Origin of the sequence: Shewanella sp. S23-S33, assembly GCF_043359565.1 — a bacterium.
Classification (GTDB): Bacteria; Pseudomonadota; Gammaproteobacteria; order Enterobacterales; family Shewanellaceae; genus Shewanella; species Shewanella oncorhynchi.
Window position 1 is genome coordinate 15,639 of record NZ_JBHFFD010000014.1, and the last position, 14,068, is coordinate 29,706.

The following is a 14,068-nucleotide window of genomic DNA, read 5'->3' on the forward strand; positions in this document are numbered from 1 at the left end:
TGTTTGCCCGCAACTGATTTACCCAAAACTGATTGACCCAAAACATAGTTACCCGCGGCTTAGTTACCCGCAATTGATAAACAACGGGATGAATGACCTCAGTAGCGCTTTACCGCATTGAGGAAAACACGCAAAGCACACGAAAGGACTCATGAATATGGACAAGCTTGAGGCATCAAGAAATATACGGGCAGTGATTGAAAAAAGCTTACCCGTGAGCACGTCACCACTTGCCATATTCACTTACCAGTGTTGGTTGAAAACCAGCGCAGGTGGGCGTGTGTTCCATTATAAAACCGATCGAGAAGATACCTATTTCGCGGTGGATATTAATTCACTTGGGCATATTGAATGCGTGATTAATACTACCTTACTGCGAGTTGAAGCAATATCAACCTTAGGTGGACTCAACGATGGCCAGTGGCACTTATTGTCTATCTGCCATGAATACCATGAAATCAATTGTTATGTGGATGGTGAAATTACCCATACACAACTCAATAATCTGTCACTGGTTGCCGACAATGAATTTTTAGTTGAAAACGTGTCTTTACCGAATCATCGCGATACACATTTCGATGGTGAAATATTTGGCATCACCTTGCTCAATCGATTATTAACCCGAACTGAAATCGTTGACTATTACCGTAATCCAGCGCAACAAAAATCGATTAACGAAAATAACCTCTACATTTATCAGCATCAAGATGCACATAATATTCGTGGTGAAAACTTTATCCCACTTAAAAGACAAAAAGTGCTGCTGGTCATATTTAATGATACTGAACATCAATTCATAAAAACCACTACGGATAGCAACACTTATAATCAACAACTGCCTAAGATTATTCCACCCCACGAACGCCGAGCCTATATTATTGAATGTAACTATAACACTTGGCCTAATTTTAGTTATTTAGTGAATTACACGGCGAGTAATCAAGCGGATATTACACTCAATGTTGAAGTGTTTAAATCGCTGACAGCCTATCGCTCTAATATTAAAGTCACCGTTGCAAATGAACTCGAACGGGATTGTTTGATTATTCAATCGACCGAAGAAGAATTAAGTGCTGAAGTGCGTATTAGTGAAAACTTAGTGATCACTCAAGCCAAAAACTTTGTTAATTTCATCAATGAAGTTCGCGCACACATTCCGGCCGACAATATTATTACCGGTGGCCATTATTATAGTGAGCAGCAACTCTCGGTCAGCACAGGTAAGCAAATGATTGCCTACCAACAGGCTTGCCAACTGTTCAACCGCAGATTACAAAAAAAACCACTGGCGATCATCAAATGCACGTCTACTGAAGAAGTCAAAATCGCCTATAAGGCGGCCATCGATTATAACTTGCCGATCAGCGTGCGCTCGGGTGGGAATGATCACGAAGGTGAAAGCACTGAAACGAATACCGTAGTGTTAGATCTGTTGAAGATGGATAGCCTCACTTTAGATCCCATCACAGGTATTGCGGCCATTGGACCAGGTAATCGTTTTATCAATCTCACCACTGCCCTTGCCAAACAAGGCGTGATGATCCCCCATAGCACCTGTGGCAGTGTTGCCATAGCGGGATTTATTATGGGCGGCGGCTCAGGACCTTGGACCCGCAAACACGGCATGTGCTGCGAATCCCTATTACAGGCAGAAATTGTCCTCGGTATTGGTGAAACTCAAGTCGTCTCGGTTGCCAATAAACCTGAGTTACTCTGGGCGCTCAAGGGTGGCGGTGGGTTAAGTTACGGCATAGTGACCCGCTTTTTTGTGCAAACCTTTCCACTACCGCCTTGCCTTATCAAGTTTGAATTAGAATGGAATTGCTACGATAAACAAACCCATGAACTTATTGAGCACACCCCAACCAAAGACATTTTACAGCGCTGGGAAGCCATCATAAATGCCGACAGCACTGGCTGTTTGATTGGCACTAATCTCAAGATTAATGCCAAACATTTACCCATAGAACAACACAAAACACCCGACATAGACACTGAGTCAATTACACATAACTGCTTGATGTATGGTTTTTGGGAGGGCAATTCCGCCAGCCTAAACCACTTTATCCAGACACAATTTAATGAATTTGGCCTAGTCCCCAATGATATTCGCATTGAGGGTATGGGCGGACTCACCAAAGCCTACGGTGAAAACCTTATGCCCAGTTGGGAAAGGGAATCTTTTCATCATCTGCAAGCTGACTTACAAGGCATAAACCGCTCACCTAATCCAACCGATGTGGATGAACCCGCGCCCCATAAAGTCACCTCGCGCTTAGTGAATCAAACGGGGCTCAGGGACGGTTATAAGCCACTGCTTGAAAGCTTAACTTCTCGCTATGTGCTTGAAGGTAATCGTCAATTAGGGCTATTTACCTATGTTACCCTTGGCGCCATTGCGGGTGATTATTATCGCACTATGGGCGAAGAGCAAAAGAGCCGTAGCGCCTTCCCCTACAAGGACAGACAATACACAATTCAATATCAAACTTGGTGGAATAACGCCCTGCAAGAGAAGCAACAATTGCAGGATAGCCAAGTGTTTACCCGCATTAATCGTGCGCTCGATTGGATTGATGCCAGCCGAAACTATGACATCCCCAACACCTCGGGCGCTTTTATCAGTTTCAAAGATAAGGGCATCCCTACAGATGTGTACTTTGACCACAATTACGCCGCGTTAAAACGGATTAAGGCGGCCTACAGCCAAGATAGCTTTAACCATTTCCGCTCACGTAAAAGCATTATTTAGTTAATATATCGGCATAGCCTAGGGTGAGTTTTTAAGGCAAAATCGACGCCGTCCACAGGACGGTGTCGCCCCTTAACTCTCTGTTCACTCTGTTGTAGGTTATCTATGCCAAGCTCAGCTTTAGCTATCATTTTTGCCCTATTGGCGGCCATTCTTATGGGCACAATCGGTGTATTAGCGCGCTTTGCCGCCCTGCCCGCCGAGCACATTACCTTCTACCGCTTACTGCTCGGTGCCCTATTTCTATTGGCTTATATGCTGCTCACAGGTAAAGGCCATCAGATTCGCCATAGACCGAGTAAACGCAACTTATACCCAAACAACCTCAAAATGCAGGATTCAGCGGAAATTTAACGCACTTTAGGCAAGGCGGTTATTTGCGGACCTAGTGGACTAAGTTAAAAATAACCAACACAGCAAAAAGTGCGTTAAAAACCGCCGGGACGGAGCGCCTAGGGCACTCCACTTCCGTGTTGCATCAATTCAAAAGGTAGCCGACATTTTGTCATTGATGCGCCTTGAATTGAAGCACCCTAGGCGCTCTGAAACTCGTATCTTGAGGTAGCTTGGGTATATAAATGGCGCTATGCTCGCGGGCTTTATGGCGTTTTATATTGAAGCCATTCAGTACACCCAAATGGCCAATGTGATCATGATTATTTACTTAGCCCCTGTGGTGTCGGCTATTTTCGCCCATTATTTCTTTGCCGAGAAACTCACCCGCTTAAGCATGGCAAGCGTAGTGGTCGCGCTGATGGGCTTTATGTTAATGATCCCAACAGGGCCGCAGCAAGCGAGCGATCATACTGAATTATTAGGCTATTTTTATTCCCTACTCGCCTTATTAACCTACTGCGGTTTTATGTTAATCAACCGAAAACCTAGCCTGAGTTCGCCCTACCAGAGCACTTTAGTGCAGCTTAGTGTCGGCGCTTTGTGCCTACTGCCCTTAGTGATAAATACACCGCTGACGCCAAGTTTGCCGCAAATGGGTTGGTTAATTGCGATTGGATTCTTCCCCGGATTTTTAGCCATTTTGCTGGCGGTAAAAGCCCTACGCCAATTACCTGCGGTCACTTTTGGCACCCTCGCCTATGTGGAACCGGTTATCGTAGTGACGTTAGCATGGTGGATATTTGGTGAAAGCTTAAGCCCAATGCAATTAATCGGTGTCGGCTTAATTCTTCTCGCCGGCATTAGCCAAGGCTTTATCAGTCAGCGCAACGTATTGATTACGAGCGGCTAACCAACAACACTTTGCCAAGTAGCTGAAATAATGTGAAGAAATAGTGTAAGCTCGATAGAGGATTGATTGAACATTGCACTTAAGACGTGCGACTAAGACTTAAGATCAGGAGGTTAAATTGAGAAAGCTACTGTTATTCATTAGTATATTTTTGCTCAGCGGTTGCTTAGGCATGCCTAAACTGGTTCAACCCGTGAATGATTTTGAGCTGAATAAATTCTTAGGTAAATGGTACGAAATTGCACGATTAGATCATTCATTTGAAAGTGGCTTAAGCCAAGTTAGCGCAGAATACAGCCTGAAAGAGGATGGTGGTGTTAGGGTCATTAACCGTGGATTTTCCGCGGCTAAAAATGAATGGAAAGAAGCCGAAGGAAAGGCCTATTTTGTGAATGGGGATTCAGAAGGCTATTTAAAAGTCTCCTTCTTTGGGCCATTTTATGGATCGTATGTGGTCTTCGAATTAGATCATGAAAACTATCAATACGCTTTTATATCGGGACCCGACACGGGTTATTTGTGGCTATTGGCTAAAACCCCGACTGTGCCACCCGAGGTGTTGCAAAAGTTTGTTGAAATGTCTAAAGCCCGCGGCTTTAATACCGACAATTTGATTTATGTGCAGCAAGAGTCAGCGCCCTAACGAGTGCCACCAATGCACTAAAATCGAGTGGGCGAAAAGCTAATCGCTAGATAAAAAGACAGCCAATGGATACAAAAACGCCGCAATGCATTGCGGCGTTTTTATTTATGCTGTATTTAGCTGCACTGTATTTAAATGCATGTATTTACACATGCAGCTAAATAACAAATAGCGTTAGACTTCAATGCCTTTGCTGGCAAGGAACTCATCGTAAGTGCCTCTGAAATCATTCACGCCTGAGTGAGTGACTTCAAGGATACGGTTTGCCAGAGACGATACGAATGCACGGTCATGACTCACGAAAATCAAGGTCCCTTCGTACATTTCCAGCGCGTTGTTTAGTGATTCAATCGATTCCATATCCATGTGATTGGTCGGTTCGTCGAGCACTAAAATGTTGGCTTTTTGCATGATGAGCTTGCCGAATAACATACGACCTTTCTCACCACCAGACAGCACTTTGACTGACTTTTTAATGTCGTCAGAGCCAAATAACATACGGCCTAAGATGCCACGTACCGATTGGTCGTCATCTTCTGGCTTGCGCCATTGGCTCATCCACTCGAACAAGGTCATTTCGTTAGCGAAATCAGACTCATGATCCTGTGCATAATAACCAATGTTAGCGTTTTCAGACCATTGGATAGTACCTGCATCCTGCGGGATGTCATGGATCAGGGTACGTAACAGGGTTGTTTTACCGACGCCGTTTTCACCCAATACCGCAATGCGCTCGCCCACTTCAACAATTAAGTTTAAGTCTTTGAATAACGGAGTGTCGTAGCCTTTAGTTAGGTTTTCAATCACTAAGGCATTACGGAACAATTTCTTCTCTTGCTCAAAACGAATGAAGGGGTTCACACGGCTAGATGCTTTTACTTCATCTAACTTAATCTTGTCGATTTGACGGGCACGAGAGGTGGCTTGTTTCGCTTTAGAAGCGTTAGCCGAGAAGCGTGCTACGAAGGTTTGCAGTTCAGAGATCTGGGCTTTTTTCTTCGCATTATCAGACAATAAACGCTCACGAGCTTGAGTCGCTGCTTGCATGTATTCGTCGTAGTTACCAGGGTAAACACGCAGTTCGCCGTAGTCTAAGTCAGCCATGTGCGTACAGACTGAGTTTAAGAAATATCTATCATGGGAAATAATCACCATAGTACTGCTACGTTGGTTCAACATGTCTTGTAACCAACGGATAGTGTCGATGTCCAAGTTGTTGGTCGGTTCGTCGAGCAGCAGCACGTCTGGATCAGAGAACAGGGCTTGTGCTAACAATACACGCAGTTTTAAACCCGGTGCGATTTCAGACATCAAACCAAAATGGCTTTCAATTCCGATACCTACACCTAACAGTAATTCGCCTGCACGGGATTCGGCGGTATAACCGTCCATCTCAGCAAAATCCATCTCTAGGTTGGCGACGGTAATGCCATCTTCTTCACTCATTTCGGGTAAAGAATAAATACGATCACGTTCTTGCTTTACCTTCCACAGTTCGCGGTGGCCCATGATCACGGTATCGATCAGGTTGAATTCCTCATAACCGAACTGGTTCTGGCTTAATTTACCCAGACGCTCATTCACATCTAACGAGACGTTACCGCTGCTAGGGTCTAGATCACCACACAGGATCTTCATGAAGGTCGATTTACCACAGCCATTCGCGCCGATAAGACCGTAACGGTTACCACCGCCAAATTTAACTGAGATGTTTTCAAACAGTGGCTTAGCGCCGAACTGCATGGTGATATTTGCTGTTGTGATCAAAATGAACTTCCAAATCGAGTAATGTTGGCCGAGCCCGCTGGCGCCGCTTTAAATAAGCATAAACCAAATAACGCTATGCCGAAGGGGTAAAAATAAACGTGGCACTATAGCAGTTTGGGCTAAATTATCAACTAAAAAGGCGGCTAGAAAGCCAGAGGGAATGCCGAAATCGCCGCACTATGCCTGTATGAGAAGCGTAATTAATTTTACCCTATTGACTTAGCTTTCAATGTATTCGAGCAGAATGACAATCTGATGACCCTTAGCGTCGTAAAGCTTGCCGACGCTAAGGACTTATGTGGTAAGTGCTAATGTGGACATAGCCCTAAGCTAACTCAAGATACCCGTTTCAACATTTTAAGTTAGCTTAGGTATCGACAACTTATAACTTCTGTCGTCTTAAGCGGTTGGCGTTCGTGACGACAGTCAGTGAAGACAAAGCCATGGCTGCACCCGCAATCACAGGGCTTAATAACATGCCCGTAAGTGGATAAAGCACGCCCGCCGCAACCGGAATACCCAAACTGTTATACACAAAGGCGCCGAACAGATTCTGCTTAATATTGGTAATCGTCGCCCGCGACAATGCCAATAAGTTAGCAATCACTATCAATTGCTGCGACAGCAAGGTGATATCCGCACTTTCAATCGCCACCTCAGTGCCCGATCCCATCGCGATCCCAACATCGGCGCTCATCAGAGCTGGCGCATCATTAATGCCATCCCCAACCATAGCCACCACATGCCCTTGCTTTTGTAAATCCAGCACATGCTGTTGTTTTTGCTCGGGTAGTACACCAGCAATCACTTCGGTGATGCCCACTTGGTCGGCCACCGCCTGCGCCGTTTGTGGGTTATCCCCCGTTAACAGCACCACGCGAATGCCCCTTTGCAGCATGGCCGCGATGGCTTCTTTGGCATCGGGTTTAATCGGATCAGCCAGCGCAATAGTGGCCACTAACTTGCCCGCTTTAGCGATATAAATCGGGGTTTTACCTTGGTGCGCAAAACTTAATGTCGCGTTAGGATCTAAGGCACTGCCATCGGAATTGACAATCTCCAATGCAGTCATCAAGGCAAGATTACCAATCGCCAGCGATACGCCATCGACCTTGCCCTCAATCCCCTTTCCTTGATGGTTCGTAAATGCCTGTGTGTCGGGTAATTGTGGGAGTGATTCCTTGGCATAACTGACAATCGCCCCCGCTAACGGATGCTCAGAGTGCTGCTCAAGGCTTGCGATTTCGCCCAGCAAGGTTTCTTTATCGGCATCACTCAGTGTTTGTACTAATACAAAGTCAGTGACTTGCGGCTTACCTAAGGTGACCGTACCGGTTTTATCCAGCACCACACAATCAACTTTACTGGCGGTTTGCAGTGCCTCGCCATTTTTGACTAACACGCCCATTTGGGCTGCGCGGCCCACAGCCACCATGATAGACATAGGCGTAGCCAGCCCCAGCGCACAGGGACAAGCTATGATAAGCACACTCGTCAGCACCACTAACGCATGGCTTAAGGCGGGCGCTGGACCTGCAAAATACCAAATAGCCGCCGCCAGTAGTGCTATCACCACCACAGTCGGGACAAATACCGCGGAGATCTTATCGGCCAATCGACCTATGGGTAATTTTGACGTTTGTGCCTGTTGCACCAGTGCAATGATTTTGGCGAGCTTAGTATCTTGTTGCCCAGCCGTAACTCGGTAAACTAAGCTGCCATTGCCATTGACTGTGCCCGCGCTCAGACTATCTCCCCGATTTTTAAGCACGGGAATAGGCTCACCTGTGAGCATGGCTTCATCGAGCAAGGATTGCCCCGTTTCGACCTCACCATCGAGGGCAACTCGGTCACCGGGGCGCAAACGCAGCTTATCGCCCAGTTTCAACTGACTTATCTCAACCTTTTCATCACCCTTATCCGTAATACGAATCGCAGTAGTGGATTGCAACCCGAGCAGTCGCTGCACCGCTTCGCTGGTTTTGCCCCGCGCTTTGAGTTCGAGTCCATGACCTAAGTTAATCAAACCTAAGATCATCACACTCGCCTCAAAGTATACATGGCGAGTATCCATAGGGAATGCGCTCGGCATAATGACCACCAGCATGGAATAGGCCCACGCGGTACTGGTGCCCAGCACAATCAGCGTATCCATGTTGGTGGTTTTGGCTTTGAGCGCCCGCCACATACCTTGGTAGAAATGTCCACCTGTGGTGATGAGTAAAGCCAAAGTGACCAGTCCCATGATGCCCCAGCCTAACTGCAGATTTGGGCTGTTGATCATCATTTCACCGCCCAGTAATCCCCACAGCATCATGGGCACACCCACAACGAGCGCAGCGATAGCTTGGCGCATCCGCAATCGATACTCGGCGGCATCTTCAAGGCGTTTTTCTTCGGCGGCGACTTTAGCATCAATAACGACCTGCGCCGGATAACCCGCATTTGCCATCACAGCCAAGGCGGTATCAACGCTCATCTTGCCTTCTACCGTCACTTGCTTATCGGCGAGATTCACACGCGCTTCAACGCCCGCTTGGGCGGTAAACGCCTTTTCAATTTTTGCGACGCAGCCAGCGCAATTCATATTGGCGACATAGAGTCTGGTCATAGACATGGGAGATCCCTCACTTGATGTTTCACACTATAGGTCTAAGATAAAGTCTCCCATCACTGGAGAGTCAAGGATGAATTTGCTCAATGTGATCACATCGACAATTAATTGCAGGGCGAAATGGGTGATACCAATCAGTTGGAAAAATAGAGGTCAAAATGAAGATAGGTGAAGTGGCGAAACAAACGGGCTTAAGTGTTAAGAGTATCCGTTATTATCATGATATTGGCTTAGTGTGCGGCGAGCGCAATGAGGCGGGTTATCGAGTTTATCGCCATCAAGATATTGAAGCACTTAAGTTTGTGCATCAATGTCGCGACTTAGGTTTTAGCCTAGAGGATTGCAAATCCTTGCTTGGTCTTAAGGGCAATGAAAGCCGTAATGCCGAGGACGTTAAGCAGCTTACCCAAACTCACCTTGCCTATGTCGAGCAGCAAATCAATAAGCTACAGCAGCTTAGGGCGCAATTACAGCACATGGTGACCCAATGCCAAGGCGGCGATCAGCCCCACTGCGCCATTATCGACAGCCTAAGTCACGAGACTCATGGCAGCCATGAAAATCACAAGAGCCAGCAAAATGCTGGCTCTGAGTGTTGCAGTAAAAGCCAATCGCAATAGTGATGGCCAAGTTCAATAACGGTAAATACCGCGTTATTGACTTCTCACTATAGTTGGCTTTAGCGCCGCGGCGTTATCCAGTACCAGTGTTGCAAGCTTACCCGCAGGGGTAAAGTTAAACACTTGCCCATAAAATGCCAGCTCAGTTTCTAATCCTGCGGCCTTGTGCTCAGGTTTCCAACCGCCGTGGGGTTCATCCTGATAAGCGATATAAGCCGTGGGTACGCCTCTCACTTTCAATGCCTCATAAATCTGCCGCGACTGCTGTGGTGGTACGATTTGGTCACGTAATCCTTGAAAAATTAATAAAGGCTCATTCAATCCTTCAAGGTGATGCAGGGGCGACAGTTCCCTATAGCGGGCTTGATTTTCACCATAGGGGCCGATGAGCAGATCTAAGTAGCCAGTCTCGAATTTATGGGTACTCTTGGCGAGCTGTTCAAAGTCACTGATCCCCGCATAGCTCACCCCCGCTTGAAATACATCATAAAATGCCAAGGACGACATCACAGTTAACCCACCAGCGCTAACACCTCGAATCGCCAGCTTTTGTCCATCAACCCAACCTTTATCAACTAAATACCGGGCCGCATTGACCGCATCTTCCACATCAACTTGGCCCCATTTTCCGTAGATACTTTGACGGTAAGCACGGCCAAAACCACTGCTGCCACGGAAATTAACATCGAGAACCGCAAAGCCTCGGCTGGTCCAAAATTGAATGTCACTGCGATAAGCCAGACTCGCCCGCGCCGTTGGGCCGCCGTGCAACATTACAATCAAGGGCGGACGGGTATCATTAGGCGCAGTATAGTTGGGGTTAACCGGACCATAAAAATAACCGTAAGCTTGCTGGTTAGCACCTGTTTTAAAAGTAATATTTTTAGCACGGGAGATATAGTTGGGATTAAGTTTTGGTAAGTTAGGGGTATACACCAACTCAGTACCACGACCGATCACTTTATAAATGCCCTTCTCTGGCGTCGCCTTAGCGCCGACAAAATAAACAGCATCTTCCCCTCGGATCACTTGGGTGATTTCACCAAAGTCGACGGCCAAAGATTCGGTCAGACCTGAATCTAGATGCAATCGAATTAAAACGGCCTGACTACCAAGCATATAACTGGCAATAATTGTTTTTTCAGATTCAAAGGCATAGTTATGATTGCCTAAATACCAATCAGCCACCGCAAACTCGGCCTTTTTCTTTAGCACTGGGTCTAAGGTATTTTGTGCCGTGACTCTATAGATATTCCACCAGTTACTGATATCCGATACGACATACAATTGTCCATCAGGACTAAATAACGGCTGCGACACCGAAGAGTCTGCGGGCGTGTTTACCTTACGAATATTGTGTAATTGCCCTTTACGGTCCAGATCCCCAAGCCAGAGCACGCTATTATCCCATGGCATATAGGGATGTTCCCACGTGATCCACGCCAGTTGGCTGTTATCGGGCGAGATGGCTGGCGAAGAAATAAAGTCATGGCCCGAAACAAAGGTATCGCCTTCACCGGCAAAATTAAGATTAATGGTAACAAGACTCGCCTTAGGCTCACCCGCTTGACGATGATCTTCGCGCACACAGATAATCCTCGACCCTTTGGGGTAAGCAATACAATCTGCATGACGAGTACCATTTGGCGTTAAAGGCAAAGGGGGTTGATTAGGGGCAAAACGATAAAACAGTTGGTCCTGTGCCTTAGTGGCAAACAGACTCTGACCAATCCCCAAAAAGGCGGCACCACCGTATTCATGAACGGCGGATTTAACATTAAACGCAGGCGGCACTATGTCGGTAATTTTTCCCCGTTGATCGAGGCGTTTAATGCCGACTTGGCCTTGTTTTTCACCATCAGATTCAGAGAAATAAATAGCACCATCAACGCTTTGCAACTCAGCCACATTATCGGCCTGCTCAAAAACTTCAGTCGCCGATAGCGGAGACTGCCAACTACCATAGGGCGCAACTATGCGCGCGCCATTATCACTAAGATGCGGCGTCTCTTTGTTCGAGCGCTCGCAAGCACCTAAACAAAATAAGCCCCCCAGCATCCATAAATATCCATGTAGCTTCATTGTTTCTCCCCAATGTTTGCCAACTGCACAAACCGAAACAAAATATGAACTTGCAGAAATGAGTTATGTGTAAATTAGTTATTTTTTAAATTTTTTTAAGAACCAATTTACCACTTGCACTTGTTGTACTTGCGTTAAACCAAAATAAATACACACCCAAGGTGAGATAAGAAAAAACCATGGGATCACGGCCACAGAGCGGCCACTAAAGAGCAGAAAAAAGAAACCGCAATAAATCACAACCAACCCTAAGATACCCACGATCAACATCATGCGCTTAGTGATTTTCTCAAGCCAGTGGGCTTTTTCCTGCCAAGACATCCGGATTTCAAGCTCCATTACATGTGATCAACATGTTTGTAAAGTTATGTAAAAAAACGGGAGAGCGATTGTTGAAGGTTAACAACTAAATGTCAACTCCAACAGTGAAATCTAAATAAATCCGAAAGCTAGAGCAGAAGAACCATTATCTTTATTTACCCTATAAAAAAACCGAGCCTAAGCTCGGTTTTTATGCAAATCAATAAGATATCGCTCTAAAGACGGATACCACCATCGATTTCAAACACACGACCGTTAACATAATCGTTTTCAATAATAAAACGTACGGTAGAAGCTATCTCGTCGGCATGACCTAAGCGGCCAACAGGCACGAGTTTCTCTAAACGCTCCAACGCTTCTGGCTTCATTGCTGCCGTCATCTCGGTCGCAATCACACCTGGTGCTACGGCTGCACTACGGATATTGTAGCGCGCTAACTCCTTCGCCCAGCCAACAGACATAGCCGCAACACCCGCTTTTGAGGCCGCGTAATTTGATTGGCCCATATTACCCGCCTTAGCAAGGCTAGAGATGTTAACAATCACCCCCGCTTGACCCGATTCAATCATGGCCGCTGCGGCCTCACGGCCACAGAGGAAACTGCCGGTCAGGTTCACATTGATCACCGATTGAAATTGTTCGTAAGACATACGATCAGTGACTTTGCCGTCTTTGGCTTTGACTAACATGCCATCACGCAGAATACCGGCGTTGTTCACTAACACGTTCACTTGACCAAAATCTTCGAGAATATAGGCAAAACCCGCGACGACGTCTTCTTCGTCGGTAATGTCTAAGGCATAACCTTGAACTTCAGTGTCCGATCCAAGCTCAGCGCAGGCTCGCTCGAGTTTTTCTTGGTCCACATCGATAAGCGCTATCTTAGCACCCGCCTGCGCAAAATTTTGCGCCATTGCTAAGCCTAAGCCACCCGCGCCGCCAGTAATGACGACAACCTTATCTTTTAAATCCATCTGGTGATCCCTTGTTATCTGTGTCTATTTTTTAAGTGGTGCAAATTGTTCAAATATACTGGAAAAATCTCGGCGACCATTGCCTTGTCTTGCATGATTGACATACAAGCTGCGGGCTAAAGCGCCCATTGGCGTGCTAGAGTTGCTCAATAATGCCGCTTCTTGTGACAGACCGAGATCTTTGACCATCAAATCTACCATAAAGCCACCCTGATAGCCCTTAGAAGAAGGCACTGTTTCCATCACGCCTGGGCAGGGATTGTACTTCTCTAGCGTCCAGTTTCCGCCACTGCTGACCTTCATAATGTCGGATAGCACTTTGGGATCTAGGCCATGATCGACGCCCATTTGCAGGGCTTCGGAAGTACCGACCATCAACACAGATAACAGCATGTTATTGCAGATTTTTGCGACTTGCCCCGCACCTGGACCGCCTGCGTGGAAGATATTCACACCCATAGCCTTAAGTACGGGCTGCGCACGTTCAAAAGCGTTATCCGAGCCACCACAAATAAAAGTTAAAGTACCCGCTGCCGCGCCTGCCGTGCCGCCAGAAACTGGTGCATCCATAAATTCGATGCCGCTTTTAGCCGCTTCGGCTGCCACGAGTTGTGCGCTTTGCGCATCGATGGTTGAACAATCGATGAGCAAGGTATCACCCGCAACCACTTCAAGTAGGCCTTTGTCTGTTCCATTGCCTAAATATAAGTTTTTTACATGCTTGCCCGCAGGCAGCATAGTAATCACCACACTTGCGCCCGCTGCAGCGCCGCAGGCGGTACTTGATACTAAGGCGCCTTTTTCGGCCAATTGCTGCATAGCCTCAGGGACTAAATCAAAGACGCGAACCGTCATGCCTGCTTTTAATAAATTGGCCGCCATTGGGCCGCCCATATTACCTAAACCGATAAAGGCTACTGTACTCATGCCATCACTCCTGTGTTGTTCTTTTTAGTATTGTGATAATGCTAGCCCATTGATTATGTTATCATTATCACAGAGTAAAGCGAGCTTAGCTAAGCCGATAAACACAGCGCTTAGCCAACTCG

General features: G+C 46.6%; 10 protein-coding genes and 1 pseudogene. 5 read left to right on the plus strand and 6 right to left on the minus strand.

The features are described 5' to 3' along the window. Nucleotides 1-157: 157 nt before the first annotated feature. From ACHA99_RS03405 to ACHA99_RS03420, 4 genes and pseudogenes are all read left to right on the plus strand, one after another. Nucleotides 158-2,752 (plus strand): FAD-binding protein, encoded by a 2,595-nt coding sequence (locus ACHA99_RS03405; protein ID WP_393941063.1) that lies wholly within the window; start codon nt 158-160, stop codon nt 2,750-2,752. A 105-nt stretch (nt 2,753-2,857) separates the two neighbouring features. Then, complete coding sequence (locus ACHA99_RS03410) at nt 2,858-3,106, plus strand: EamA family transporter (RefSeq protein ID WP_011846392.1); 249 nt, start codon at nt 2,858-2,860, stop codon at nt 3,104-3,106. A 220-nt stretch (nt 3,107-3,326) separates the two neighbouring features. Next, a pseudogene (locus ACHA99_RS03415) lies at nt 3,327-3,998 on the plus strand (DMT family transporter); the annotation flags it as partial. Between the two features lie 118 nt (nt 3,999-4,116). After that, the gene (locus ACHA99_RS03420; protein WP_393941065.1) at nt 4,117-4,641 is read left to right on the plus strand and encodes a lipocalin family protein; all 525 of its coding nucleotides are present in this window, start codon (nt 4,117-4,119) and stop codon (nt 4,639-4,641) included. A gap of 174 nt (nt 4,642-4,815) precedes the next feature. Here ACHA99_RS03420 and ACHA99_RS03425 read toward each other — a convergent pair whose 3' ends face one another. Then, nucleotides 4,816-6,408, minus strand: coding sequence for an ABC-F family ATPase (locus ACHA99_RS03425; RefSeq protein WP_081729050.1), 1,593 nt, complete (start codon nt 6,406-6,408; stop codon nt 4,816-4,818). A 382-nt stretch (nt 6,409-6,790) separates the two neighbouring features. Then, complete coding sequence (locus ACHA99_RS03430; protein WP_393941068.1) at nt 6,791-9,025, minus strand: heavy metal translocating P-type ATPase; 2,235 nt, start codon at nt 9,023-9,025, stop codon at nt 6,791-6,793. 155 nt (nt 9,026-9,180) lie between these two features. Between ACHA99_RS03430 and ACHA99_RS03435 the strand changes: the two genes are divergently transcribed. Beyond that, nucleotides 9,181-9,642: a Cu(I)-responsive transcriptional regulator gene (locus ACHA99_RS03435; protein ID WP_393941070.1), complete on the plus strand. Its 462-nt coding sequence runs from the start codon at nt 9,181-9,183 to the stop codon at nt 9,640-9,642. A 33-nt stretch (nt 9,643-9,675) separates the two neighbouring features. Here the strand turns inward: ACHA99_RS03435 and ACHA99_RS03440 are convergent, their stop codons facing one another. From ACHA99_RS03440 to mmsB, 4 genes are all read right to left on the minus strand, one after another. Beyond that, the gene (locus ACHA99_RS03440) at nt 9,676-11,724 is read right to left on the minus strand and encodes a S9 family peptidase (RefSeq protein WP_028760559.1); all 2,049 of its coding nucleotides are present in this window, start codon (nt 11,722-11,724) and stop codon (nt 9,676-9,678) included. A 78-nt stretch (nt 11,725-11,802) separates the two neighbouring features. Further along, nucleotides 11,803-12,045, minus strand: a complete 243-nt coding sequence (locus ACHA99_RS03445; protein WP_028760560.1) for a hypothetical protein — start codon at nt 12,043-12,045, stop codon at nt 11,803-11,805. A 215-nt stretch (nt 12,046-12,260) separates the two neighbouring features. Further along, nucleotides 12,261-13,019, minus strand: coding sequence for an SDR family oxidoreductase (locus ACHA99_RS03450; protein WP_011846385.1), 759 nt, complete (start codon nt 13,017-13,019; stop codon nt 12,261-12,263). A 24-nt stretch (nt 13,020-13,043) separates the two neighbouring features. After that, entirely contained in the window at nt 13,044-13,946 is a 903-nt protein-coding gene (gene mmsB / locus ACHA99_RS03455) for a 3-hydroxyisobutyrate dehydrogenase (protein ID WP_263180985.1), read from the minus strand. Nucleotides 13,947-14,068 lie beyond the last annotated feature (122 nt).

Coding starts and splice junctions, on each gene's coding strand:
- ACHA99_RS03405 (WP_393941063.1), top strand. CDS start 158: ATGGACAAGCTTGAGGCATCAAGAAATATACGGGCAGTGATTGAAAAA.
- ACHA99_RS03410 (WP_011846392.1), top strand. CDS start 2,858: ATGCCAAGCTCAGCTTTAGCTATCATTTTTGCCCTATTGGCGGCCATT.
- ACHA99_RS03430 (WP_393941068.1), bottom strand. CDS start 9,025: ATGTCTATGACCAGACTCTATGTCGCCAATATGAATTGCGCTGGCTGC.
- ACHA99_RS03435 (WP_393941070.1), top strand. CDS start 9,181: ATGAAGATAGGTGAAGTGGCGAAACAAACGGGCTTAAGTGTTAAGAGT.
- ACHA99_RS03440 (WP_028760559.1), bottom strand. CDS start 11,724: ATGAAGCTACATGGATATTTATGGATGCTGGGGGGCTTATTTTGTTTA.
- ACHA99_RS03445 (WP_028760560.1), bottom strand. CDS start 12,045: ATGTCTTGGCAGGAAAAAGCCCACTGGCTTGAGAAAATCACTAAGCGC.
- ACHA99_RS03450 (WP_011846385.1), bottom strand. CDS start 13,019: ATGGATTTAAAAGATAAGGTTGTCGTCATTACTGGCGGCGCGGGTGGC.
- mmsB (WP_263180985.1), bottom strand. CDS start 13,946: ATGAGTACAGTAGCCTTTATCGGTTTAGGTAATATGGGCGGCCCAATG.